This window comes from Ideonella alba, assembly GCF_018069845.1.
Taxonomy (GTDB): domain Bacteria; phylum Pseudomonadota; class Gammaproteobacteria; order Burkholderiales; family Burkholderiaceae_C; genus Ideonella; species Ideonella alba.
Window position 1 is genome coordinate 184679 of sequence record NZ_JAGQDD010000007.1, and the last position, 25315, is coordinate 209993.

The 25315-nt window shown below is 69.3% G+C and carries 22 protein-coding genes; 6 read left to right on the plus strand and 16 right to left on the minus strand.

Annotated elements, in window-relative coordinates; genetic code table 11:
• The first annotated feature begins 5 nt into the window (after positions 1–5).
• From KAK03_RS12060 to KAK03_RS12075, 4 genes are all read left to right on the plus strand, one after another.
• Complete coding sequence (locus KAK03_RS12060) at positions 6–1208, plus strand: M20 aminoacylase family protein (RefSeq protein ID WP_210854195.1); 1203 nt, start codon at positions 6–8, stop codon at positions 1206–1208.
• Positions 1209–1322: 114 nt separating this feature from the next.
• A complete protein-coding gene (locus tag KAK03_RS12065; RefSeq protein ID WP_210854196.1) occupies positions 1323–1883 on the plus strand; it encodes a cysteine hydrolase family protein in 561 nt (186 codons plus the stop codon).
• The gene (locus KAK03_RS12070; protein ID WP_310738578.1) at positions 1880–2491 is read left to right on the plus strand and encodes a DJ-1/PfpI family protein; all 612 of its coding nucleotides are present in this window, start codon (positions 1880–1882) and stop codon (positions 2489–2491) included. The genes KAK03_RS12065 and KAK03_RS12070 overlap by 4 nt, the downstream gene beginning before the upstream one ends.
• A complete protein-coding gene (locus KAK03_RS12075) occupies positions 2473–3480 on the plus strand; it encodes a GlxA family transcriptional regulator (protein WP_210854197.1) in 1008 nt (335 codons plus the stop codon). The genes KAK03_RS12070 and KAK03_RS12075 overlap by 19 nt, the downstream gene beginning before the upstream one ends.
• Here the strand turns inward: KAK03_RS12075 and KAK03_RS12080 are convergent.
• From KAK03_RS12080 to tal, 3 genes are read right to left on the minus strand one after another with little or no spacing between them, the layout of a single operon-like run.
• Positions 3460–4086 carry an HAD family hydrolase gene (locus KAK03_RS12080; protein ID WP_210854198.1) on the minus strand — a complete coding sequence of 209 codons (627 nt, stop codon included), beginning with the start codon at positions 4084–4086 and terminating at the stop codon, positions 3460–3462. The two genes, KAK03_RS12075 and KAK03_RS12080, sit on opposite strands and share 21 nt — an antisense overlap.
• 18 nt (positions 4087–4104) lie before the next feature.
• Entirely contained in the window at positions 4105–5700 is a 1596-nt protein-coding gene (pgi, locus tag KAK03_RS12085; protein WP_210854199.1) for a glucose-6-phosphate isomerase, read from the minus strand.
• A gap of 1 nt (position 5701) precedes the next feature.
• On the minus strand, positions 5702–6649 hold the full coding sequence (gene tal, locus KAK03_RS12090; protein WP_210854200.1) for a transaldolase: 948 nt from the start codon (positions 6647–6649) through the stop codon (positions 5702–5704).
• Between the two features lie 172 nt (positions 6650–6821).
• On the opposite strand from tal, the gene zwf reads away from it, so the two are divergent.
• Together zwf and KAK03_RS12100 are read left to right on the plus strand one after the other, a co-directional pair.
• A complete protein-coding gene (gene zwf, locus KAK03_RS12095; RefSeq protein WP_210854201.1) occupies positions 6822–8267 on the plus strand; it encodes a glucose-6-phosphate dehydrogenase in 1446 nt (481 codons plus the stop codon).
• 178 nt (positions 8268–8445) lie between these two features.
• Positions 8446–9312: a MurR/RpiR family transcriptional regulator gene (locus tag KAK03_RS12100; RefSeq protein ID WP_210854242.1), complete on the plus strand. Its 867-nt coding sequence runs from the start codon at positions 8446–8448 to the stop codon at positions 9310–9312.
• A 2-nt stretch (positions 9313–9314) separates the two neighbouring features.
• Here KAK03_RS12100 and KAK03_RS12105 read toward each other — a convergent pair whose 3' ends face one another.
• The 13 genes from KAK03_RS12105 to KAK03_RS12165 all read right to left on the minus strand — a co-directional run bounded on the left by KAK03_RS12105 (position 9315) and on the right by KAK03_RS12165 (position 25307).
• Positions 9315–9581, minus strand: a complete 267-nt coding sequence (locus tag KAK03_RS12105) for an STAS domain-containing protein (RefSeq protein WP_210854202.1) — start codon at positions 9579–9581, stop codon at positions 9315–9317.
• Positions 9581–10219: an MlaC/ttg2D family ABC transporter substrate-binding protein gene (locus KAK03_RS12110; protein ID WP_210854203.1), complete on the minus strand. Its 639-nt coding sequence runs from the start codon at positions 10217–10219 to the stop codon at positions 9581–9583. Before KAK03_RS12110 ends, KAK03_RS12105 begins: the two co-directional genes overlap by 1 nt.
• Positions 10220–10322: 103 nt before the next feature.
• Positions 10323–11078 (minus strand): MlaA family lipoprotein, encoded by a 756-nt coding sequence (locus KAK03_RS12115; RefSeq protein WP_210854204.1) that lies wholly within the window; start codon positions 11076–11078, stop codon positions 10323–10325.
• Positions 11075–11554, minus strand: coding sequence for an outer membrane lipid asymmetry maintenance protein MlaD (mlaD, locus tag KAK03_RS12120; protein WP_210854205.1), 480 nt, complete (start codon positions 11552–11554; stop codon positions 11075–11077). The genes KAK03_RS12115 and mlaD overlap by 4 nt, the downstream gene beginning before the upstream one ends.
• A gap of 21 nt (positions 11555–11575) precedes the next feature.
• Positions 11576–12355, minus strand: a complete 780-nt coding sequence (gene mlaE / locus KAK03_RS12125) for a lipid asymmetry maintenance ABC transporter permease subunit MlaE (protein ID WP_210800557.1) — start codon at positions 12353–12355, stop codon at positions 11576–11578.
• Positions 12352–13167 carry an ABC transporter ATP-binding protein gene (locus KAK03_RS12130; protein ID WP_210854206.1) on the minus strand — a complete coding sequence of 272 codons (816 nt, stop codon included), beginning with the start codon at positions 13165–13167 and terminating at the stop codon, positions 12352–12354. Before KAK03_RS12130 ends, mlaE begins: the two co-directional genes overlap by 4 nt.
• Before the next feature lie 150 nt (positions 13168–13317).
• Positions 13318–14784 carry a glutamate synthase subunit beta gene (locus tag KAK03_RS12135; protein ID WP_210854207.1) on the minus strand — a complete coding sequence of 489 codons (1467 nt, stop codon included), beginning with the start codon at positions 14782–14784 and terminating at the stop codon, positions 13318–13320.
• A gap of 27 nt (positions 14785–14811) precedes the next feature.
• Entirely contained in the window at positions 14812–19563 is a 4752-nt protein-coding gene (locus KAK03_RS12140) for a glutamate synthase-related protein (RefSeq protein ID WP_210854208.1), read from the minus strand.
• A gap of 159 nt (positions 19564–19722) precedes the next feature.
• Positions 19723–20421 carry a transposase gene (locus tag KAK03_RS12145; RefSeq protein ID WP_210854209.1) on the minus strand — a complete coding sequence of 233 codons (699 nt, stop codon included), beginning with the start codon at positions 20419–20421 and terminating at the stop codon, positions 19723–19725.
• Position 20422: 1 nt separating this feature from the next.
• Positions 20423–21601, minus strand: a complete 1179-nt coding sequence (locus tag KAK03_RS12150; protein WP_210854210.1) for a deoxyguanosinetriphosphate triphosphohydrolase — start codon at positions 21599–21601, stop codon at positions 20423–20425.
• Entirely contained in the window at positions 21576–22655 is a 1080-nt protein-coding gene (gene aroB, locus KAK03_RS12155) for a 3-dehydroquinate synthase (RefSeq protein WP_247661106.1), read from the minus strand. Before aroB ends, KAK03_RS12150 begins: the two co-directional genes overlap by 26 nt.
• Positions 22656–22723: 68 nt before the next feature.
• Entirely contained in the window at positions 22724–23272 is a 549-nt protein-coding gene (locus KAK03_RS12160; protein WP_210854211.1) for a shikimate kinase, read from the minus strand.
• Positions 23273–23339: 67 nt separating this feature from the next.
• Positions 23340–25307 carry an autotransporter outer membrane beta-barrel domain-containing protein gene (locus KAK03_RS12165; RefSeq protein ID WP_210854212.1) on the minus strand — a complete coding sequence of 656 codons (1968 nt, stop codon included), beginning with the start codon at positions 25305–25307 and terminating at the stop codon, positions 23340–23342.
• Positions 25308–25315 lie beyond the last annotated feature (8 nt).

Here is a 25315-nt window from a genome sequence, read left to right on the forward strand (position 1 = left end):
GGCCCATGGCCCTGATCGACGACCTCCGCCCCCACCACGACGAGATCACCCGCATCCGTCGTGACCTGCACGCCCACCCTGAGCTGTGCTTCCACGAGGTGCGCACCGCCGAGGTGGTCGCGCAGCGCCTGACCGAGTGGGGCATCCCGATCGAGCGCGGCCTGGGCACGACCGGCCTGGTGGGCATCATCCGCGGCGGCGACAGCCCGCGCGCCGTGGGCCTGCGCGCCGACATGGACGCGCTGCCGATGACCGAGTTCAACACCTTCGAGCATGCCAGCCGCCACCCCGGCCGCATGCACGCCTGCGGCCACGATGGCCACACCGCGATGCTGCTGGCGGCGGCGAAGCACCTGGCCACGCACCGGAACTTCGACGGCACGGTCTACCTGATCTTCCAGCCGGCCGAGGAAGGCGGCGGCGGCGCCCGCGAGATGATCAAGGACGGCCTGCTGCAGCGCTTCCCGATGGACGCGGTGTTCGGCATGCACAACTGGCCCGGCCTGCCCGCGGGCGACCTGGCGGTGTGCCGCGGCCCGGCGATGGCCTCCAGCAACGAGTTCAAGATCACGATCCGCGGCAAGGGCTCGCACGCCGCGCTGCCGCACAACGGGATCGACCCGGTGCCGGTGGCCTGCCAGATGGTGCAGGCCTTCCAGACCATCGTCACGCGCAACAAGAAACCCACCGATGCGGCGGTGATCTCGGTCACGATGATCCACACCGGCGAGGCCACCAACGTGGTCCCCGACCAGTGCGTGATCGAGGGCACGGTGCGCACCTTCACCATCCCCGTGCTCGACATGATCGAGCAGCGCATGGGCGAGATCGCGCGCCACACCGCCGCGGCCTTCGGCGCCACGGTCGACTTCGAGTTCGTGCGCAACTACCCGCCCACCATCAACCACGACGCCGAGGCCGATTTCGTCCGCTCGGTGATGCAGGAGGTGGTCGGTGCGGAGCGCACCCACGAGTTCGACCCGACGATGGGCGCCGAGGACTTCAGCTACTTCCTGCTGGAGCGCCCGGGCGCCTATTTCGTGATCGGCAACGGCGAGGGCGACCACCGCGGTGCCTATGCCGACGCCACCCACGGCCTGGGCCCCTGCACGCTGCACAACCCGCACTACGACTTCAACGATGCGGTGATTCCCACCGGCGCCGCGCTGTGGGTGCGCATCGCCGAGCGCTGGCTGGCACCCCGCTGAGCGCGCCGCGCTGACACGTCCTTTTTTGACCGCAAGCGGTCCGCGCACGGCCTGGGCGCTGGACGCGCGGTGGGCGACGATGGCATCCTCATCCACTGCCATCGCCCACCTGCCATGTCCACCACCGCCCTGCTGCTGATCGACGTCCAGGACAGCTTCACCGCCCGCCCTTACTGGCAGGCCGACCGCGCCGCCGCTTTCCTGGCGCGCTGCAACGCCCTGATCGAGGGCTGCGTGGCCGCCGGCGTGCCGGTGGTGCGCATCGTCCACACCGACGGCCCCGACACCGCCGACAACCCCTTCGCCCACGCCAGCGGCCTGGTGCGGCCGCTGCAGGGCCTGCGCGCCTTCGAGGCCGCGCTGTTGGTGGACAAGCACCGCCACAGCGCGCTGGTCGGCACCGGGCTGCCGGTCTGGCTGCACCAGCAGGGCATCCGCCGCCTGATCGTGGCGGGCATCCGCACCGAGCAGTGCTGCGAGACCACCACCCGCCACGCCAGCGACGAGGGCTGGGTGGTGGACTACTGCACCGAGGCCACATTGACCTTTGACATGCGCACGCCCGCCGGCAGCGTGCTGAGCGCCGACGCGATCACCGAGCGCACCGAGACCGTGCTGGCCGGCCGCTTTGCCACGCTGGTCACGGTGGCGCAGGCGCTGGAGCGCGCGCAGTGAGCGACTGCACCACGGTCCTGCTGCTGGCCTTCGACGAGATGGAACTGCTCGACTTCGCCGGCCCCTACGAGGTCTTCACCACCGCGGCGCGGGTCCATGCCCGGCGCCAGGGTGGCGCCGGGCCGCGCTTCCAGCTGATCACCGCCTCGGCCGACGGCCGGCCGGTGCGGGCCCGCGCCGGGCTGGCGATCAGCGTCGATCACGCGCTGGCCCAGGCCCCGGCCACCGACTGGCTGCTGGTGCCCGGCGGTGTGATCGACGGGGTGCTGGCCCAGCCGGCCACGCTGGCCGAGCTGGCGCGGCGCGCCGGTGACGCGGCGATCACCGCCTCGGTGTGCACCGGCGCCTTCGTGCTGGCCGCGGCGGGCATCGTCACCGACCAGGCGGTCACCACCCACTGGGAGGATGCCGAGGACCTGGCGCAGCGTTTTCCGGCACTGCAGGTGCGGCCCGAGCGGCGCTGGATCGACAACGGCCGCAGCGTCACCTCGGCTGGCATCGCTGCCGGCATCGACATGGCGCTGCACCTGGTGGCGCGCGCGGCCGGACCCGAGCTGGCGCAGGCCACCGCCCGGCAGATGGACTACCCATGGTCGCCGTCGCCCTGAGGCCGGCGGCCGCGGCGCCGGTGGACGTGTGCTTCGTCGTCCTGCCGGAGTCGCTGTTGCTGGACCTGGCGGGCCCCGCCGAGGCCTTCCGGCTGGCCAACCAGGCGCTGGCGCGGCAGGGCCGCGCGCCGCTGTGGCGGCTGCGCCATGTCGGGCCGCAGGCCCAGGTGCGCTCCTCGGTGGGCGTGCAGCTGGCGGGCATCGAGCCGCTGCCGGCATCCCTCGAGCGCCCGACCTGGGTGGTGCTGCTGGGCCGCCCGGGCGAGGCCGAGGCGGTGGTGCGCGCCCAGGCCCCGTGGCTGGCGGCACGCGACTGGCTGTCCCGCGTGCTGGGACCGGCCCTGGCCGACCCGAGCTCTCCGCACCGGCTGCTCACCGTCTGCTCGGGCGCGCTGCTGGCGGCCGATGCCGGCCTGCTGTCCGGCCGCTGCACCACCACCCACCACGAGTTGCTGGACGACCTGGCGCGCCTGGCCCCCGGTGCCCGGGTGCTGGCCGACCGGGTGTTCGTCGACGACGGCAACCTGCTGTGCTCGGCCGGCGTGACCGCCGGCATCGACCTGGCGCTGCACTGCATCGCGCAGCATGCCGGCGAGGCGCTGGCGGCCGAGGTGGCGCAGGTGCTGGTGGTGTTCCACCGCCGCGGCGCCGGTGACCCCGAGCGCTCGCCGCTGCTGGCCGGACGCAGCCACCTGCATCCCGCGCTGCACCGGGTGCAAAACGCGGTGGGCGAGCGCCCGGCCGAGGACTGGACGCTGGAGCGCCTGGCCGAGGTCGCCCATGTGACGCCGCGCCACCTGGGCCGGCTGTTCGCCGAGCATGTGGGCTGCACGCCGCGCGACTACGTGGAGCGGGTGCGCAGTGCCTTCATGCGCGAGGCCCTGGCCGCGGGATGGCCCATGGCCCGTGCGCTGGCGCTGGCCGGTTTCAGCAGCGACCGCCAGTGGCGGCGGGCCCGGGCGCGGGGTTCAGCAGCGGATGCCGCGTGAGGCCAGGTCGCGCTCCAGGCGCGCCGGGTCGGTGAACAGCAGCGCCGGCAGGCCGAAGCGGTTGGAGGCCTCGATGTTGGCCAGGTGGTCGTCGATGAACAGGCTGTCGCGCGGCGTGATCTCGAAGCGCTTCAGGGCCAGCGCGTAGATCGCCGGGTCGGGCTTCTGTAGCCGCACCTCGGACGAGAAGATGCCGTCCTCGAAGCCCAGCAGAAAGTCGTGCGTGCGGCGCAGGTGATCGGCGTAGGGGGCCGGCATGTTGGACAGGAAATACAGGCGGTGGCCAGCGGCGCGCAGGCGGCGCAGCAGGGCCACCATCTCGGGCACCGGGGCCAGCGCGTCGGGCACCGCATCCAGCACCGCCTGCACCTCGGCCAGCGTCAGCCCGGTGCGGGCGGCGATGCGCTGCGCGGTCTCCTCGGCCGTCGCGTGGCCGCCGTCGAAGGCGCCCCAGTCACCGGTGTAGCCCTGGAAGAAGCGGTCCTTCCACTGATCGGCCGCTTCCGGCGTGTTGGCCCGCTCGGGCAGCACGCGGGCGATCAGGCGCACCGGGTTCCACTGGAAGACCACGCCGCCGAAATCGAAGATCAGGTGGGTGGGCTTCATCGGGTGTCCTTGAGGTGGTCAGGCACGCAGACGTTGTAGCAGCGCCGCGGTGGAGCCGTCCAGCCCGGACAAGTCCCCGGAGGCGAAGCGCGGCAGCAACTGGTTGCACAGCGCCTTGCCCAGCTCCACGCCCCACTGGTCGAAGGCGTTGATGCCCCAGACCGCGGCGCTGGTGAAGACGCGGTGCTCGTACAGCGCGATCAAGGCGCCCAGCGCGCGCGGTGTCAGCGCGTCCAGCACCAGCGTCGTGCTGGGGCGGTTGCCGGGGAAGCTGCGGTGGCGCGACAGCACGGTGCGGTCCAGCGTGGCCGATGCGGTGGGGGCGCTCTCGGTGGCGGCCTCGGCCGCCGTCTTGCCCAGCATCAGGGCCTGGCTCTGCGCCAGGCAGTTGGCCAGTGCCTTGGTGTGCAGGTCGGCGTGCTCGTGGGTGGGGGTCTTCACCGCGATGAACTCCACCGGGATCACGTCGGTGCCCTGGTGCAGCATCTGGAAATAGGCGTGCTGGCCATTGGTGCCAGGCTCGCCCCAGACCACCGGGCTGGTGCCCAGGCGCAGTGCGCGGCCCTCGCTATCCACCCGCTTGCCGTTGGACTCCATCTCCAGCTGCTGCAGATAGGCCGGAAAGCGCTTAAGGCCCTGGTGGTAGGGCGCCACCGAGCGGCTGCTGAAGTGGTGGAAGTTGCGGTACCAGACGTCCAGCAGGCCCAGCTGCACCGGCAGGTTCTCGCGCAGCGGCGCCTGGGCGAAATGCTGGTCCATCGCGTGCGCGCCGGCCAGGAAGGCGCGGAAGTGGTCAGCGCCGATGGCGATGGCCAGCGGCAGGCCGATCGCGCTCCACAGCGAGTAGCGGCCGCCCACCCAGTCCCAGAACCCGAAGGTCTCGGTGATGCCGAACTCGGCCGCCGCCTTCAGGTTGGTGGTCACGCCGACGAAGTGCTTGCGCGTGTCGGTGCCGCCGTTGGCCAGGAACCAGGCCCGGGCGACGCCGGCATTGGCCATCGTCTCCTGGGTGGTGAAGGTCTTGCTGGCGATGATGAACAGCGTGGTGGCCGGGTTCAGGCGGCGCAGCACCGGCGCGATGTCGTGGCCGTCGACGTTCGAGACGAAGTGCAGCCGCAGGCCCGGGTGGGCGAAGGCGTCCAGCGCCGGCACCGCCATCTGCGGGCCCAGGTCGGAGCCGCCGATGCCGATGTTGACGATGTCGGTGATGCCGCTGGTGGCGGTGTCGCGCACCCGCTCGGCAAAGGCCAGCAGGCGGTCGAGCACCTCGTGCACCTCGTCGCTGAACGGCCCGGCGCCGCGCGGCGCGCGCAACGCGGTGTGCAGCACGGGGCGGCCTTCGGTGGTGTTGATCGGCTCGCCGGCGAACATGGCGTCACGGCGTTCGGCCAGGTGCACGCCCTCGGCCAGCTCCACCAGCAGGCGCCGCGTGCTGTCGTCCCACAGGTTCTTCGACAGGTCGGCGAAGATCTCGGGCGCCTGCAGCGAGAAGGCCGCGGCACGGCCGGCATCACGCGCGAAGGCCTCGCGCAGGTCCAGCTCCCGGCCGTGGGCTTCGTAGTGGCCGCCCAGGGCGGTCCAGGCGATGGTCTCGTCGCAGCGCGGGTGGCTCATCTCAGGCTCCCAGGATCAGGGTGTCCAGCTTGGCCGAGTCGGCGGCGAACAGGCGGATGCCCTCGGCCAGCTTCTCGGTGGCCATGGCGTCCTCGTTCAGCGCGTAGCGGAACGAGGCCTCGTCGTGATGCACCGCCGGCAGGTCCAGATCGCGCGCGGCGGCGGCGTCCAGCGCTGGCGTCAACGGCGCCTCGGCCGCCTGCAGCTGGGCCAGCAGATCGGGGCTGATCGTCAGCAGGTCGCAGCCGGCCAGCGCGGTGATCTGGCCGATGTTGCGAAAGCTCGCCCCCATCACCTCGGTGGCGATGCCGTGCTTCTTGTAGTGGTTGAAGATGCGCGCCACCGAGCGCACGCCGGGGTCGTTGGCGCCGGACTGCGCGGCCTCGTCCCAGGCGGCGCCGGCCTGCTTCTTGGCCCAGTCGTAGATGCGGCCGACGAAGGGGCTGATCAGCTGCACGCCGGCGTCGCCGCAGGCCACCGCCTGGGCGAAGGAGAACAGCAGCGTCAGGTTGCAGTGCGTGCCTTCGGCCTCCAGTTCGCGCGCGGCCTGGATGCCCTCCCAGGTGGCGGCGATCTTGATCAGCACCCGCTCGCGCGGGATGCCGGCGGCCTCGTACAGCGCGATCAGCCGGCGGGCACGGGCCACCGTGGCGGCGCGGTCGAAGGACAGGCGGGCATCGACCTCGGTGGAGACGCGGCCCGGCACCACCTTCAGGATCTCCAGCCCGAAGCGCACCAGCACCTGGTCGACGATCACATCAAGCGGTTGGTCGCGGTGGGCCGCCACGGTGTCCTTCAACAGCGGTGCGTATTCCGGCTGCTGCACCGCCTTCAGGATCAGCGAGGGGTTGGTCGTGGCATCCCGCGGCGCGTACTGCGCCATCTGGTGGAAGTTGCCGGTGTCGGCCACCACCGTGGTGTAGGCCTTGAGTTGGTCGAGCTGGTTCATGGCGTGGTGTGTGCTGTGGCGCCAGCAAGGCGCGTTCCAGAGGGAATTAGAACCCGAGGGCGCGGCCACCGGGGTTCGAGTCGGTTACATCGCGCCAGGGCCAAGTCCCTGCCCTGATTGACCGACACAAGAAACTCATGCATCATGATATCCGTAACTTAATTACATCACCATGTCCTTTGACCTCGTGTTCTTCGGCGGCACTGGCGACCTCACATGGCGCAAGCTGATGCCCGCGCTGTTCCAGGCCTTCCGCCACGGCAAGCTGCCCGGTGGCGGCCGCATCCTGGCGGTGGCCCGTGACGACCGCAGCGACGGCGACTACCGCGCCTTCATCAAGGAGCGCTTCTCCGAGGTCGAGCCGTCCAAGCGCCCCAGCGACGAGGAGTTCGCCCGCTTCGCCGAGCTGCTGCACTACCGCCGCATGGACCTGTCGCAGCCGGCCGACTACGCCGGCCTGAAAGCCTGGCTGGACGAGCGCGGTGCCGACACCGCGGTGCTCTACCTGGCCACCAGCCCGCACCTGTTTCCGGTGATCTGCGAACAGCTCGGCGCCGCCGGCCTGAACGGCCCCAAGGTGCGCGTGGTGCTGGAAAAGCCGCTGGGTCACGACCTGGCCAGTGCGCAGGAGATCAACCGCGTGGTGCGCTCGGTGTTCACCGAGACCCAGGCCTTCCGTATCGACCACTACCTGGGCAAGCCCAGCGTGCAGAACCTGATGGCGCTGCGCTTTGGCAATGCGCTGTTCGAGCCGCTGTGGCGCCGCGAGAGTATCGCCAACATCCAGATCACGCTGGCCGAATCATTGGGCGTGGGCACACGCGGCGACTTCTACGACCGCACCGGCGCGCTGCGCGACATGATCCAGAACCATGCGCTGCAGCTGCTGACGATGATCGCGATGGAGCCGCCCTCCACCAACGACGCCGACGCCATCCGCGACGAGAAGCTCAAGGTGCTGCGCTCGCTCAAGCCCTTCACCGCCGAGAGCGTGGCGCGCGATGTGGTGCGTGGCCAGTACCGCGCCGGCACCGCTGACGGCAAGAAGGTGCCGGGCTACCTGGAGGAGGTCAAGGTGCCCGCCGGCAGCCACTGCGAGACCTTTGTCGCCCTGCGCACCGAGGTGCAGAACTGGCGCTGGGCCGGCGTGCCCTTCTACCTGCGCACCGGCAAGCGCCTGGCGGCGCGCGATGCGCAGATCGTAGTCAACTTCCGCCCGGTCCCGCACCCGATCTTCCCCGGCCCGACGCTGGCCAACAAGCTGGTCATCAAGCTGCAGCCCGAGGATGGCCTGGAGCTGCACATGCTGGCCGCCAAGGGCTCGGGCACCAGTGATGCGCTGGCGCCGGTGTCGCTGGACCTGGACTTCGACAAGGCCTTCCCCAGCGACCGCGTGGGCGCCTACGAGCGCCTGCTGCTCGACGCCATCGCCGGCCGCCTGAACCTGTTCGTGCGCAGCGACGAGCAGGAGCAGGCCTGGCGTTGGGTCGAACCCATCCTGGACGCCTGGCAGCGCGACGGCAGCAGCCTGAAGACCTACGCCGCCGGCAGCTGGGGCCCGGCCGCCGCCAGCGCGCTGGTGGCGCGTGACGGCTGCGCCTGGGCGGAAGAGCAATGAGCGCGCGAAGCCGCGCCCAAGCGCGAATCCTGCCGTGCGCGGCACGGAGGATCGCCCCATGAGCCGCGACTGGACCAGCGCCCTGCTGGGCGGCACGCCCAGCGCCTCGCCGGTGGGCGTGCGCTGGGCGCATGGTCGCTCTGGCGCGACAATCCACGGTCAACTGGTATCGCCCGACATGCTCGACCGTATCCGCGCCTCCATCCCCGCCCTGCCGCCCGCCGAGCAGCGCGTTGCCAAGCTGGTGCTGGCCGACCCGCGCAGCTTCGCGTCGATGCCGGTGGGCGAACTGGCCGAACGCTCGCATGTCAGCAAGCCCACGGTGGTGCGTTTCTGCCGCAGCGTGGGCTATGACGGCCTGGCCGACTTCAAGCTCAAGCTGGCCGGCACTGTCAATGAAGGCGTGCCCTTCGTGCACCGCGCGGTGGACGAGGACGACAAGCCCGGCGACATCATCGTCAAGGTGATCGACAACGCGGTCAGCGCCCTGCTCAAGTACCGCAACGACGCCACCAACCACGCCTTCGACCGCGCGATGGCCGCGCTCACCGAGGCCGCCCAGCAGGGCCGGCGCATCGAGTTCTACGGCGTGGGCAACTCGGGCATCGTGGCGCAGGACGCGCAGCACAAGTTCTTCCGCCTGGGCATCAACTCGGCGGCACTGGGCGACGGCCATGTGCAGGTGATGAGCGCCACGATGCTGCAGCCGGGCGACTGCGCGATCGTGATCTCCAACTCGGGCCGCAGCAAGGACCTGATCGACGCCGCCGAGATCGCCCAGAAGAAGGGTGCCACGCTGGTGGCGATCACCGCCAGCGGCTCACCGCTGGCGCAGCTGGTGCAGTCGGCCGGGCAGATCCTGCTGCCGGCCGACCACCCCGAGGATTTCGAGCGCTACGTGCCGATGGTCTCGCGCCTGCTGCACCTGATGATCATCGACATCCTGACCACCGGCGTGGCGCTGCGCCTGGGCCCGGCACGCCGGCCGGTGCTGCAGGAGATCAAGCGCAACCTGCGCCAGCGGCGCTACCTGCAGCCCGATTAGGCTCAGGTCAGCGCCAGCAGCCCCTGCACGCCGTACAGGCGCGCCAGGTCCTGCAGCCGGGGCGGCGCGCCCCGCACTTCGAAGCGCAGGCCGCGCGACGCGGCCTGGCGCTTGAGCTCGAGCAGCACGGCCAGCGCCGACGAGTCGATCTGGGTCAGTGGCGACGCATCGACCACCGCCTCGCCCTGGGCAGAAGCCAGTGCGCCGGACAGCGCGGCCAGCGTCTGGCGCGCCTCGCGCAGCGTCAGTTGGGCGGGCAGCGCCAGCATCAGGCCTTGCCGCCCGTCGCCGCCTTGGCGTTCTTGTCGGCCAGCGACTTGATCAGGCCGTCGATGCCGTTGGCGTTGATCTCGGTGGCGAAGCTGTTGCGGTACTGGTCGACCAGCCACACGCCCAGCACATTGACGTCGTAGATCTTCCAGTCGGTGCCGGCCTTCTCGAGGCGGTAGTCCAGTTGGATGGGTTCGCCCTTGCCCTTGATCTCGGTGCGCACCACGACCTCGGTGTCGTCGGCACCGCCGCGCTGGGGCTTGAGCTTGATGGTCTGGTCCTTGACCTGGCTGAGCGCGCCCGCGTAGGTGCGCACCAGCAGGGTCTTGAACTCGGCCTGCAGGCGCTGCTGCTGCTCGGGCGTGGAGGTGCGCCAGGCACGGCCCACCGCCGAGGCGGTCATGCGCTGGAAGTTGACATGCGGCATCACCTTGGCATCGACCAGGGCGTTGATCTTGCCCACGTCACCGGCCTGGATGGCCTTGTCGGCCTTCAGCGTGTCGAGCACTTCGGTGGACAGCGCCTGGATCTTGGCATCGGCCGTCACGGCCTGGGCCTGGGCGGCCGGTGCCACCAGGGCGGCCACCGCCAGCACGGCGGGCGCGGTCCAGCGGGCGATCAGAGCGGATTCAAACATCGGCTTTTCCTTCTCGGATGAGCGCGGCATGAAGGCCGCGCGGTACTCCCTCAACGCACCGGGGCGGCAGCGGTTCACCGCCCGGGCGTGACAAATCGTGCGTTCACTGCGCGGCGTCCTCGTCGGGCGGGTCACCGTCCCAGACCAGGTTGCGCCGACGCGCCAGGTAGGCGTCGCGCAGGAAGGCATAGGGGTCCAGCGACACATCGCCCAGCAGTTTCGAGGCGCCCAGCAGTTCAGCGCGGGTCTGGGTGAGTTGCAGGCCGTTGGCGGCGATCACGCCACTGTCGCCCTGGATCACATGGCTGACCGAGGTGGCTGCCTTGTCCAGCGGCAGCGCGGCGGCATCGCGCAGCGTGCTGGGACCGAACAGCGGCAGCACCAGGTAAGGTCCGGAGGGCATGCCCCAGTAGCCCAGGGTCTGGCCGAAGTCCTCGCTCTGGCGCTCCAGGCCCATCTCGGTGGCCGGGTCCAGCACGCCGCCCAGGCCGAACACGGTGTTGGTGGCCACGCGCAGCGTCATCTGCGCACCCTGCACCACCTTGCCCTGCAGCAGCTTGTTGACCGCCGACCAGACGTCGCCGATGTTGCCGAAGAAATTGCCCACGCCCGAGCGCACCAGCTCAGGCACCGCGGCCACATAGGCCTCAGCCACCGGCTTGAGCACGGCCTTGTCCAGGCCGTCGTTGAAGCGGTAGACGGCGCGGTTGCCGCGCTCGAAGGGGTCCTTCGGAGACGCCAGCGGGGCGGGCGCAGCGGCCGTGTCCGCAGCCGCACTGGCCGGCTCGGCGGCAGCGGTCTGCGCCCACAGCGGCGTGGCGGACAGCCCCAGGGCCAGCAGCAGCGCGGCGGTCTTCATTTCTTGTCTCCGTCGCCGGCTTCGGCGGCCTTGTTGAACAGGAACTGACCGATCAGGTTCTCCAGCACAACGGCCGACTGGGTCTGGCGGATGACGTCGCCCGCGGCGAGGTTCTTCTCGTCGGCGCCGGGTTCGATGCCGATGTACTGGTCGCCCAGCAGGCCGGCGGTGAGGATCTTGGCCGAGGAGTCCTTGGGGAACTCAACCCCGCGGTTCACGTCCAGCGTGACCACGCCCTGGTAGGTCTTGGGGTCGAGCACGATGGCGGTGACGCGACCGACGTTGACACCCGCCGAGCGCACCGGCGCGCGCACCTTCAGGCCGCCGATGTTGTCGAAGCGGGCCTGCAGGCGGTAGGTGTCGCCCCCGCTGGCGAAACTGCCCAGGTTGGCGGCCTTCAGCGCCAGGAAGACCAGGGCCAGCGCGCCGAGGGCGACGAACAGGCCGACGAGGATTTCGATGCTTTTCTTGTTCATGAGGAGGTCTCCCGGGTCCGTTCAGGGGGTGGAGAACATCAGCGCGGTGAGGATGAAGTCCATCGCCAGCACCCCCAGCGAGGCGTTCACCACGGTGCGGGTGGTGGCGTAGGCCACGCCTTCGGGCGTGGCTTCGGTCTCGTAGCCCTGGTAGAGCGCGACGGTGGTGCAGATCACGCCGAAGACGAAGGACTTGACGATGCCGTTGCCGACATCGCGCCAGACATCCACCCGGTCCTGCATGATCGACCAGAAGTTGCCGGCGTCCACGCCGATCAGCAGCACGGCCACCACATAGGCGCCCAGGATGCCGATCGCCGAGAACAGCGCAGCCAGCAGGGGCATGGCGACGATGCCGCCGATGAAGCGCGGTGCCAGCACGCGCTGGCGCGGGTCGATCGCCATCAGCTCCATCGCGGCGATCTGCTCGCCCGCCTTCATCAGGCCGATCTCGGCGGTCAGCGAGGTGCCGGCGCGGCCGGCAAACAGCAGCGCGGTGACCACCGGCCCGAGTTCACGCACCAGCGCCAGGTTGACGATCAGGCCCAGCGACTCGGCCGCGCCGTAGGTGACCAGCGCGTAGTACATCTGCAGCGCCAGCACGAAGCCCACCGCCAGGCCCGAGGCCAGGATGATCACCAGCGAGCGGTTGCCGATGGCGTGGATCTGCTGCACCACCAGGCCGAAGCGGCGCAGGGCGGCGGGCAGCGCCTTGAGCAGTTCGAAGGAGAAGATGGCGGCGTGGCCATAGCCGGCCAGTTGGTCCAGCGTGCGCCGCCCCAGCGTCTGCAGCCACGTCATGCGCGCCCCCCCAGGCCGAAATCGTCGGCCACCGGCGGCGCCGGGTAGTGGAACTTGATCGGGCCGTCGGGCTCGCCGCGCACGAACTGGCGCACCTCGGGGTCGGTCGAATCCATCAGTTCCTTGGGCGTGCCCTGCGCCACGATGCGGCCGCCCGGCGCCATCAGCACCACCCAGTCGCTGATCGCCATGCACTCGGGCACGTCGTGCGAGATCAGCAGCGTGGTGGCACCGGTGACATCGGTCAGCGTGCGGATCAGCTTGGCAGCCACCCCCATCGAGATCAGGTCGAGGCCGGCGAAGGGCTCGTCGTACATGATCAGCTCGGGGTCCAGCGCGATCGCGCGGGCCAGCGCGATGCGCCGGGCCATGCCGCCCGACACCTCGCTGATCTTCAGCGGCGCTGCGCCGCGCAGGCCCACCGCATCGAGCTTCATCAGCACGATGTCGCGGATCAGCGCCTCGGGCAGATCGGTCATCTCGCGCAGCGGGAAGGCCACGTTGTCGAAGACGGTCAGGTCGGTGAACAGCGCACCGAACTGGAACAGCATGCCCAGGCGCCGACGCAGGCGGTAGAGCTGCTCCTTGTTGCGGGTGTCGATGACCTCGCCGTCGAAGACGACGCGGCCGCTGCCGGCCGCGTGCACGCCGCCGATCAGCCGCAGCAGCGTGGTCTTGCCGCAGCCCGAGTTGCCCAGCACCGAGGTGACCTGGCCGCGGCCAAAGACCAGCGACACGTCGTTGAGGATGGTGCGCTGGCTGTCGTACCCGAAGGTGACGTGGTCGATCTCGATGAAAGGGTCGCGGTCCATGCGGTCTCAGGGATGACCCGAAGATTGTCGCATGGGGGTTGAAGACCCCATGGCCGCTTTGCCTGGCTTCACACGGGCGTCACGCGCACAGGACCCACCAACGACAACGGCCGGGCAGATGCCCGGCCGTGGTGCGCGTTCGGCAAGGCCTCAGCGCGGCAGGGCGCTGCTGCCCATCAGGAACTCGTCGACCGCGCGCGCGGCCTGGCGGCCTTCGCGGATCGCCCAGACGACCAGCGACTGACCGCGGCGCACGTCGCCGGCGGCGAAGACCTTGGGCACGTTGGTGGCGTAGCCGCCGACGGCCTCGGTGTGGGCCTTGGCATTGCCGCGGGCGTCCTTGTCGACGCCGAAGCCCTCCAGCAGCGTGGCCACCGGGTTGGTGAAGCCCATCGCCAGCAGCACCAGGTCGGCCTTCCAGGACTTCTCGGTGCCAGGGATCTCGACCAGCTTGCCGTCCTTGAACTCAACATGGACGGTGGTCAGGCCGGTGATCTTGCCCTTCTCGCCGGTGAAGGCCTTGGTGGAGATGGCGAACTCGCGCTGGCAGCCTTCTTCGTGGCTGGAGGAAGTGCGCAGCTTGATCGGCCAGTAGGGCCAGACCAGCGGCTTGTTCTCCTGCTCGGGCGGCATCGGCATCACCTCGAACTGGGTGACGCTGGCGGCGCCATGGCGGTTGGAGGTGCCCACGCAGTCGCTGCCGGTGTCGCCGCCACCGATCACGATGACGTGCTTGCCGTCGGCGCGGATCTGGCCCTTGAGCTTGTCGCCGGCATTGACCTTGTTCTGCTGCGGCAGGAACTCCATCGCGAAGTGCACGCCGTCCAGGTCGCGGCCCGGCACCGGCAGGTCGCGGCTTTGCTCGGCGCCACCGGTGATCAGCACGGCGTCGAACTCGGCCTTGAGCTGCTCGGGGCTGACCGTGGTCTTGGCCCAGTTGGTGACCTTGGAGTCCTTGGGCAGCTCGCCGACGATGGTGCCGGTGCGGAAGACCACGCCTTCGGCTTCCATCTGCGCCACCCGGCGGTCGATGTGCGTCTTCTCGAACTTGAAGTCGGGGATGCCGTAGCGCAGCAGGCCGCCGATGCGGTCGTTCTTCTCGAACACGGTGACCGCATGGCCGGCGCGCGCCAGCTGCTGGGCCGCGGCCAGGCCGGCCGGGCCGGCGCCGACCACGGCCACGGTCTTGCCGGTCTTCACCGCCGCAGGCTGCGGCTTGACCCAACCCTCTTCCCAGGCACGGTCGATGATGGCGTGTTCGAGCGACTTGATGCCGATCGGGTCGCCGTTGACGTTGACCACGCAGGCGGCCTCACAGGGCGCCGGGCAGACGCGGCCGGTGAACTCGGGGAAGTTGTTGGTGCTGGAAAGCACCGCGAAGGCCTGCTTCCACTGGTTCTTGTAGACCAGGTCGTTGAAGTCAGGAATGATGTTGTTGATCGGGCAGCCGTTGTTGCAGAAGGGCGTGCCGCAATCCATGCAGCGTGCGCCCTGCACCTTGGCCTGCTCGGCCGTCAGGCCGATGACGAATTCCTTGTAGTTCTTGACGCGCTTCTCGACGGGCAGGTAGCCCTCCTCGATGCGCTCGTACTCCAGGAAGCCGGTGACCTTTCCCATGATGTGATTCCTCGTGTTCGGGGCGGTTTACTTGGCGGCCGGGGCCTTGGCGGCCGCCTTGCTGCCCTTGGCCTTGCCGACGGCCTCGTCGGCTTCCTTGGCGGCGTTGATCTCGCCCAGCGCGCGCTTGTACTCGTGCGGGAAGACCTTGACGAACCGGCCGCGGGCCTCGGCCCAGCTGTCGAGGATCTCGCGCGCACGCAGCGAGCCGGTCCACTTGTGGTGGTCCTCGATCAGCTTCTTCAGCAGCGTCTCGTCAGCCTGTTCGCGGTGCCAGATGGCGCGCGGGATGCTGGCCTCCTGCTCGGCCGCCGGCAGCACCTTGTCCAGCGCGACCTGGGCGGTGTTGCAACGCTTGGCGAACAGGCCGTCCTCGTCGTAGACATAGGCCACGCCGCCCGACATGCCCGCCGCGAAGTTGCGGCCGGTCTTGCCCAGCACCACCACGGTGCCGCCGGTCATGTACTCGCAACCGTGGTCGCCCGTGCCTTCGACCACCGCCGAGGCGCCGGACATGCGCACCGCGAAGCGCTCGCCGCCCACGCCACGGAAGAAGGCCTCGCCGCTGGTGGCACCGAACAGCGCCGTGTTGCCGACGATGATGTTCTTGGTGGCGTCGCCGCGGAACTCGATCGAGGGACGCACCGCGATGCGGCCGCCCGACAGGCCCTTGCCGGTGTAGTCGTTGGCCTCGCCGATCAGGTACAGCGTGATGCCCGAGGCCAGGAAGGCGCCGAAGCTCTGGCCACCGGTGCCCTCCATCTGGATGAACAGCGTGTGGTCGGGCAGGCCTTCGGGGCGGTGCTTGATCAGCTCGCCCGACAGCATCGCGCCGACCGAGCGGTTGACGTTGCGCGCGTCCTCCATGAACTGGACCTTCTCGCCCTTCTCGATGGCGGCGCGGCTCTTCTCGATCAGCTTGACGTCCAGCGCCTTGCCCAGGCCATGGTCCTGGGTGTCGACATGGAAGCGCGCCACGCCGGCCGGCACCTGCGGCACGTGGAAGACCTTGGAGAAGTCCAGGCCCTTGGCCTTCCAGTGGCTGACGGCCTTGCGGGTATCCAGCAGGTCGGCGCGGCCGATCAGCTCGTCGAAGCGGCGGATGCCCAGCTGCGCCATGATCTGGCGCGCTTCTTCGGCGACGAAGAAGAAGTAGTTCACCACGTGCTCGGGCTTGCCCGAGAACTTCTTGCGCAGCACCGGGTCCTGCGTGGCCACGCCCACCGGGCAGGTGTTCAGGTGGCACTTGCGCATCATGATGCAGCCCTCGACCACCAGCGGCGCGGTGGCGAAGCCGAACTCATCGGCGCCCAGCAGTGCGCCGATGACGACGTCGCGGCCGGTCTTGATCTGGCCGTCGGTCTGCACCCGAACGCGGCCGCGCAGGCGGTTGAGCACCAGGGTCTGCTGGGTCTCGGCCAGGCCCAGCTCCCAGGGGGTGCCGGCATGCTTGATCGACGACCACGGCGAGGCGCCCGTGCCGCCGTCGTGGCCAGCGATAACGATGTGGTCGGCCTTGCACTTGGCCACGCCCGCGGCGATCGTGCCCACGCCGACCTCGGACACCAGCTTGACGCTGATGTCGGCCTTGGGGTTCACGTTCTTCAGGTCGTGGATCAGCTGGGCCAGGTCCTCGATCGAGTAGATGTCGTGGTGCGGCGGCGGGCTGATCAGGCCCACGCCCGGCACCGAGTGACGCAGCTTGCCGATGTACTCGGAGACCTTGCCGCCCGGCAGCTGGCCGCCCTCGCCCGGCTTGGCGCCCTGGGCCATCTTGATCTGGATCTGGTCGGCCGAGACCAGGTACTCGGTGGTCACGCCGAAACGGCCCGAAGCCACCTGCTTGATCTTCGAGCGCAGGCTGTCGCCGGCCTTCATCGCGTAGTCGGCCTCGATCTGCTTGTCGCCCACGACCTGCGACACCTTGGTGCCATCGGTGATGGCGATGCCCTTGAGCTCGTTGCGGTAGCGCGCCGGGTCCTCGCCGCCTTCACCGGTGTTGCTCTTGCCGCCGATGCGGTTCATCGCCAGGGCCAGCGTGCTGTGCGCCTCGGTGGAGATCGAGCCCAGCGACATCGCGCCGGTGGCGAAGCGCTTGACGATCTCGGCGGCCGGCTCCACCTCGTCGAGCGGGATGGCCTTGGCGGGGTCGATCTTGAACTCGAACAGACCGCGCAGCGTCAGGTGGCGCTTGCTCTGGTCGTTGATGATCTGCGCGTATTCCTTGTAGGTGTCGAACTTGCCCGAGCGCGTGCTGTGCTGCAGCTTGGCGATCGCGTCGGGCGTCCACATGTGCTCTTCGCCGCGCGTGCGCCAGGCGTACTCGCCGCCGGCGTCCAGCATCTCGGCCAGCACCGGGTCGGCGCCGAAGGCAGCGCGGTGGTTGCGCAGGGCCTCTTCGGCCACCTCGAACACGCCGATGCCCTCGACCTGGGTGGCGGTGCCACGGAAGTACTTGGCGACCATGTCCTTGTTCAGGCCGATGGCCTCGAACAGCTGCGCGCCGCAGTAGGACATGTAGGTCGACACGCCCATCTTCGACATGATCTTCGAGAGACCCTTGCCGATCGCCTTGACGTAGTTGTAGATCGCCTTGTCGGTGGACAGGTCGCCCGGCAGCTCGTCGTGCATGGCCGCCAGCGTTTCCATCGCCAGGTAGGGGTGCACGGCCTCGGCGCCGTAGCCGGCCAGCACCGCGAAGTGGTGCACCTCGCGCGCCGAGCCGGTCTCGACGACCAGACCGGCGGTGGTGCGCAGGCCCTCGCGCACCAGGTGGTGGTGGATGGCCGACAGCGCCAGCAGCGCCGGGATCGCCACCTGGGTGGGGCTGACACCGCGGTCGGTGATGATCAGGATGTTGCGGCCGCTGCGCAGCGCATCGACCGCTTCGGCGCACAGCGAGGCCAGCTTGGCTTCCACACCCTGGTGGCCCCAGGCCAGCGGGTAGGTGATGTCGATCTCGGCGACCTTGAACTTGCCACCGGTGGCCGACTCGATGTTGCGCAGGCGCGCCATGCCCTGGAAGTCGAGGATGGGCTGCGACACCTCCAGGCGCATCGGCGGGTTCACCGCGTTGATGTCCAGCAGGTTGGGCTTGGGGCCGATGAAGCTGTTGAGCGACATCACGATGGCCTCGCGGATCGGGTCGATCGGCGGGTTCGTGACCTGGGCGAACAGCTGCTTGAAGTAGTTGTACAGCGGCTTGTTCTTGTCGGACAGCACGGCCAGCGGGCTGTCGTTGCCCATCGAGCCGATGCCCTCCTCGCCGTTGATCGCCATCGGCGCCATCAGGAACTTGATGTCTTCCTGGGTGTAGCCGAAGGCCTGCTGGCGGTCGAGCAGCGGCACGGCCGAGGCCGGCGCCGCTTCAGCGGCCGGGGTCAGGTCATCGAGCTTGACGCGGACGTTGTCGATCCACTGGCGGTACGGGCGGGCGCTGGCGTACTGCGCCTTGAGTTCCTCGTCGTCGACGATGCGGCCCTGCTCGAAATCGATCAGGAACATCTTGCCCGGCTGCAGGCGCCACTTCTTGACGACCTTGTTCTCGGGGATGGGCAGCACGCCCGATTCGGAGGCCATGACGACCAGGTCGTCATCGGTGACCAGGTAGCGTGCCGGGCGCAGGCCGTTGCGGTCCAGCGTGGCGCCGATCTGCTTGCCGTCGGTGAAGACCATCGCGGCGGGGCCGTCCCAGGGCTCCATCATCGAGGCGTGGTACTCGTAGAACGCGCGGCGGCGCGCGTCCATCATCTCGTGCTGTTCCCAGGCCTCGGGGATCATCATCATCGCGGCCTGCGCCAGCGGGTAGCCGGCCATGGTCAGCAGTTCGAGCGTGTTGTCGAAGGTGGCGGTGTCCGACTGGCCCTCGAAGCTGATCGGGTAGAGCTTGGGCAGGTCCTCGCCCAGCACCGGCGACTTCATCACGCCTTCGCGGGCGCGCATCCAGTTGAAGTTGCCCTTGACGGTGTTGATCTCGCCGTTGTGGGCCACCATCCGGTACGGGTGGGCCAGCGGCCACTCGGGGAAGGTGTTGGTGGAGAAGCGCTGGTGCACCAGGGCCAGGGCCGAGACGGTGCGCGGATCCTGCAGGTCCTTGTAGTACTTGCCGACCTGGTCGGCCAGCAGCAGGCCCTTGTAGATGATCGTGCGGCAGCTCATGCTGGGCACGTAGTACTCGCGGCTGTGGGTGAGCTTGAGCTTCTGGATCGCGGCCGAGGCGGTCTTGCGGATCACGTAGAGCTTGCGCTCCAGCGCATCGGGCACGATGACATCGGCGCCGCGGCCGATGAAGACCTGGCGGATGATCGGCTCGGTGGTGCGCACCGTGGGCGACATTGGCATCTCGGTGTCCACCGGCACGTCACGCCAGCCCAGCAGCACCTGGCCTTCGGCCTTGATCGCGCGCTCCATCTCCTGCTCGCAGGCCAGGCGGCTGGCGTGCTCCTTGGGCAGGAAGATCATGCCCACGCCGTACTCGCCCGGGGGCGGCAGCACCACGCCCTGCGCGGCCATCTCGGCGCGGAAGAAATCGTCCGGGATCTGGATCAGGATGCCGGCGCCATCGCCCATCAGCGCATCGGCGCCCACCGCACCCCGGTGGTCCAGGTTCTCCAGGATCTTCAGGCCCTGCTCGACGATCGAGTGGTCCTTCTGGCCCTTGATGTGCGCCACGAAGCCGACGCCGCAAGCGTCCTTCTCGTTCGCCGGGTTGTACAGACCTTGCGAGGCCAGCGATTGGATTTCCTGGGGCGAAGCCACCCCGGCAGCGGCCTTGGTCATGGCGCACTCCTACACGTGATCAGGGATAACGCGAGGATACGGGCCTTCTCCCCCGGACTCAAGCAGATTTAAATGGTGTCAGACTCTATTAACTGGCAAACAGGTTGCCTTCCAGTTATTTAATGGTGTCAGACTCGATTAATGGCTTCTGCAAGCGGCTCATGCGCCGCTGGCGGGCTTGGGAGGACGCCCGCGGCGACCGGGTGTCAGTCGCCGCTGGGTCTGCTGAGCGAGTGCAGCGACGAAGCGTTCGCCGCCCAGCACCCCGCCCTTGGCCAGTGTGTCCCGGAGAAAGCGCTCGCGTGCAGCGTCGAGCCCCTCCTCCAGCCAGCGCCGGTAAGCGGCCTCCCGCTCGAAGGGGGTGTTGCCCAGCAGCCAGAAGGCGGGATGGTCGGTGATCAGCGGGTCCTGATGCGCGCCAAGATGGTGCGCCAGACTGGACCAGCGGTAGCTGAGCAAGTCAGATGCCAGGCCGGCGCGCTGCGGGTTCAGTTCCACATAGCGCTGGCAAGCCAGGAAGTAGCCCTCGGTGTCGACCACGCTGGTCTTGAAGCGCCCCTCCCACAGCGTGCCGCGGCGCTGGTGACGGTGGTTGAACCAGCCCACGTAGCGCCGCCCCAGGGATTGCATCGCCCGGCTCAGCGAGGCCTCGTCGGGCGGCGTGAGCAGCAGATGGATGTGGTTGCCCATCAGCACGTAGGCATGCAGGGCCAGGCGGTATTCGCGCATGGCGACCTGCAAGTCCTCCAGGAAACGCTCGCGGTCCAGATCGTCCAGGAAGACGGGCTGGCTGTTGTGGCCGCGCTGGATCAGATGATGGGGCAGGCCGGGCGCGACCAGCCGCAGCGGGCGGCCCACCTCAGGCGCCCTCCAGGAACAGTTGCTGGCCGGTCAGGCGCTGGTGCTCGCGGCGGGCGTAGCGGTCGGTCATGCCGGCGATGTAATCCGCCACGCCACGCGCCACGTCGGCCTCGCGGCGGAACTCCGGGGGCAGCAGCGCGGGATCCGCCATGTAGGCCGCAAAGAGATCAGCGACGATGCGGCGGGCCCGAGCCGTGCTGTCATTGACCTGCGGATGGCGGTACAGCGCCGCGAACAGGAAGCGCTTGAGCGCAGCGCTGTCGTGGCGCATGGCATCGCTGAAGCCGATCAGCCCCCGGCACTGGCGTGCGGCCCAGGCATCGGCCGGCTGGGCCGCGCCCAGCGCCGCCTGGCTCGCCCCGATCACGTCATAGACCTGGGCCGACAGCATGCGGCGGATCGTTTCGGCCAGCAGGCGCCGCGGCGGCATGGCCGCCAGCCCGGGGTGCGCCTCCAGCGCCTCCTGGCAGTGGCGGTCGACCAGCGGCACCGCGCGGGCCTGCTCCAGGGTGATCAGGCCGGAGCGCACGCCATCGTCCAGGTCATGGGCGTTGTAGGCGATCTCGTCGGCGAGGTTGGTCAGCTGCGCCTCCAGGCTGGGCTGGGTGCCGTCCAGAAAACGGCGCCCGACGCCGCCAGGCTCCTGCTGCTCCATCGCCGTGGCCAGTGGCACCGGGCAGCGCTTGAGGATGCCTTCGCGGGTCTCGAAACACAGGTTCAGGCCATCCCATTCGGGGTAGCGCTGCTCCAGCCGGTCGACCACACGCAGGCTTTGCAGGTTGTGCTCAAAGCCGCCCCAGGGGGCCATGCATTCGTCCAGCGCGTCCTGCCCGGCATGGCCGAAAGGCGTGTGGCCCAGGTCGTGGGCGAGGGCGATGGTCTCGACCAGGTCTTCATCCAGGCGCAGGCTGCGCGCGATCGAGCGGCCCAGCTGCGCCACCTCCAGCGAGTGCGTCAGCCGGGTGCGGAACAGGTCGCCTTCATGGTTGATGAAGACCTGGGTCTTGTAGACCAGACGCCGGAAGGCGCTGCTGTGGATGATGCGGTCGCGGTCGCGCTGGAAGTCGTTGCGCGTGGGGGCCGGCGGCTCCGGACGGCGCCGGCCGCGGCTCAGTGCGGCCTGGCTGGCCCAGGGTGCCGGGCCAGCGGTCTCAGGCACACAGGGACTCGATGACATCGGCCACCAGCGCATCGGGGGCGGGCCGCACCACGGCCCGGCCCAGACCGTCGATCAGTACAAAGCGGATTTCACCGGCACTGGCCTTCTTGTCGACGCGCATGTGCTGCAGGTACTCCGCCGCGCCCAGCCGTGGCCCGCGGATCGGCAGGCCGGCGCGCTGCAGCAGGGCCTCCAGGCGGGGGCGCAGGTCCGGCGCGCACAGGCCCAGACGCGCCGACAGTTCGGCCGCCATCACCATGCCGGCGGCCACGGCCTCGCCATGCAGCCAGACGCCAAAGCCCAGGCCGGCCTCGATCGCGTGGCCAAAGGTGTGGCCGAAATTGAGGATGGCGCGCAGCCCGGCTTCACGCTCGTCCGCGCCGACCACCTCGGCCTTGATCTCGCAGCTGCGGGCGACGGCGTGGGCCAGTGCGGACTGGTCACCGGCGCGCAGGGCCTCGATGTTCGACTCCAGCCAGTCCAGGAAGCCGGGGTCATGGATCGGGCCGTACTTGATGACCTCGGCCAGACCGGCCGAGAGCTCGCGCGGCGGCAGCGTGGCCAGGGTCGACAGGTCGCACAGCACGCGCAGGGGCTGGTAGAAGGCCCCGATCATGTTCTTGCCCAGCGGATGGTTGATCGCCGTCTTGCCGCCCACCGAGGAATCGACCTGCGACAACAGCGTGGTGGGCACCTGCACGAAGGGCACGCCGCGCATGTAGCTGGCCGCGGCGAAACCGGTCATGTCGCCAATCACGCCGCCGCCCAGTGCATAGAGCACTGTCTTGCGGTCGCAGCCCTGGGCCAGCAGAACGTCGAAGATCCGGTTCAGCGTCGTCCATTCCTTGTGGGCTTCGCCGTCGGGCAGCACGATGGCCAGCACCTGGGCGTGGCGGGGGGCCAGCGCGCGCTGCAGGCGTTCGGCATAGAGCGGCGCCACGGTCTCGTTGCTGACGATGACCGCGGTGGACGAACTCGGCAGGCCCTCGAAGCTCTCGGCATGGTCCAGCAGACCGGCGCCAATGCAGACGTGGTAGCTGCGGTCCCCCAGGTCAATCGCAACGCGCCTCAACTCAACCCCCTCGATGGCATGTGGCCGGATCGGCCGGACCCGCAGTGTACGCGGCTGCCTGGGGCGCCTCAGCGGCGATGCGGCGGTCGGTCGGCCGGGACCACGCCGGCCAACTCCAGCTGCGACAGCAGCAGCCGCACCAGGGTGGGCACGCTGGAGCGGCCGGTGTCCAGCGTGTAGCTGGCGACGTCGCGGTACAGCGGGTCGCGTTCGCGGTAGAGGTTGCGCAGCCGGGTCAGCGGGTCGCCGCCTTGCAGCAGCGGGCGCTGCTGATCATGGCGCAGCCGGCGCGCCAGGTCTTCCGGCGACGAGCGCAGGTACACCACCGGACCCGCCGCACGCAGCACGGCGCGGTTGGCCTCGCGCAGCACGGCCCCACCGCCGGTGGCCATCACCAGGGGGCTGGCGCCAGCCGACTGCGCCAGTTCAGCCAGGGTGGACGACTCGATCGCCCGGAAGCTGCCCTCGCCCATGCGCTCGAAATGGGCGCGGATGGACTCGCCGAGGCGATGCTCGATCTCGATATCGGTGTCGACAAAACGCCAGCCGAGTTCGCGCGCCAGTTGGCGCCCGATCGTCGACTTGCCGCTGCCGGGCATGCCCACCAAGGAAATCATCGGTCTGGATGGAACTGCGGCGGCACCTTTCGGAGCCGCCGCAGGGTCAGAGAGTGCGCTGTAACGGTCAGTTCTTGTTGGTACAGACCGCAGCCTGGCCATAGGGGCTCAGCTGGAAGGGCGGCGAGGCCGAGGTGTTGTTGATCACATCAGCCGGTGTCCACAGCCAGGCCGACTTGGCGACCGTGCCTTCCGTGCCGCTCACACCGGTGGCGGTGACCGACAGGACCATGTTGACCCACGAGGCCGCTTCCTGCTGGTACTCCACCTTCACCACGGCGCGCCCGCTGGTGTCGGTCGTCCCGCTGACCACGGACACGACCACATCGGCCTTGCGCGGCTCCAGCGACTTGCTGTTGTTGATGTCCTCGCCGGTGTCCAGCGCGCCATCGCGGTCGGTGTCCTCGTTGGTGCACTGAGCCGTCACGACCTGAACCCACTTGCCGCCCGAGACCACGTAATTGCCCTTGCGATAGTCGGTCAGATCCACCGAGGCACTGACCGATACGCCAGGCATGGGCGCGCCGGCAGAGTCCGACACCAGCACGCCGAAGCGCTTGATGTAGGTGAGGCTGGTGTCACCGACCTCGATCGTCTCGTTCGTGCCGAGACTGATCGACACCGGTGAACTGGTGACGGTGGCGGTGGTCGTCGTCGAGAACACACCAGCGCCACTGCACACGCCCTGAGCGAAGTCCTGGGCGCTGTAGCAAGCTCGGATGGTGAGGCCGTCCGTCGGGCTGGACCGCGTACCCGGGATGTACGACGTGGTCACCGACCCGTCGCTGCCGGTGTAGAGCATCGAGGTGCCGTTGGCAAAGGTGCCGCCAACGTTGTTGGCGTCACCGTTCAGGTCCAGGCGGACACGCATGTTGGCGATGCCCTTGTTGCTGCTATCGAGGAACAGAACTCGCACCTGGGCCTGGTTGGTGGTCTTGCCCGCCTCGTTGACAGCCACGGTCCGCGGCTCCATCGTCACCCGGGCCGCATCCACGGTGCCGGTTGCGGGCGGCACGGTACCAGATGTCTGGACTTGGATGGTGGCCACGTTGCTGGTGCCTCCCGCAGTCGCGGTCACCACCAGCGAGGTGTTGGTAGACGGTGCCGTATAGGTGTAGGTGAATGCACCTGCGGTGTCCGTGGTACCGACCACCGTGGCCAGACCCGGCGCCGAGATCGAGATGGCCTGGCCCGTCATAGGCAGCGCATTGGCGTCGGCCAGCAAGTAGCGAATGGTATTGCCGGCCGATCCCGGAGAGACCGCGCTGGCAAAGGTGGCGCTGAGGTTGGCACCGGTGACCTGCACTGCGGCGGTCTTGGTGATGGCGCCACTGGTGGCCGACAGCGTGAAGGCGCGGTTGGCCTTGTCGCTGCCGATCGTCACCTTGGCAGTCAGCGTGCCATCGCTGCCCGTGACCGTGCCGGCCGGGGTGATGATGGCGGCGGGGTCGTCAACAGTGATCGTCACCGGCGCTTCGGCCACGGTGTTGCGCTTGGCATCGACCGCGGTGACGGTCAGCGTGACCTCGTCGCCGCCAGAGTTGTCGATGGCGCTGGACGACAGGGCCATGACCAGGTCGCCCACAGCCACCTGGCTGTCGGTCACGCTGATCGAGGTGCTGGCGCTGCGCCCGCCGCTGGAGGCGCTGACCTTGATGGCGCCGACCGCCGTGGTGCTGGAGGACTCGACCGTGGCAGTGACGGTCCCGTCGGAGCCGGTGGTGCTGCTGGCGGTGGTGACCTTGCCGCCGTTGTCTGCGGTGACGCTGACCGTGGCGCCCGACACCACCTGGTTGGACGAATCCACTGCCGTGACGGTGACGGTGACCGCCACCGGCGCGCTGAGGTCGATGCTGGTGGCGGCGCTGGTCACGGCCACACGCACCTCGGCCACCGTGCCGTCACCGGTGCAACCCAGTGAGCAGGTGCCGGGATCGCCGCCTCCCCCGCCGCACGCGGCGAGACCCATGCTCACCGCCAGAGCGGTTCCCCAGGCTCGCAGTCCTCGCATCGCCTTCTCTCCCATCATGTCCATCTCTCAGA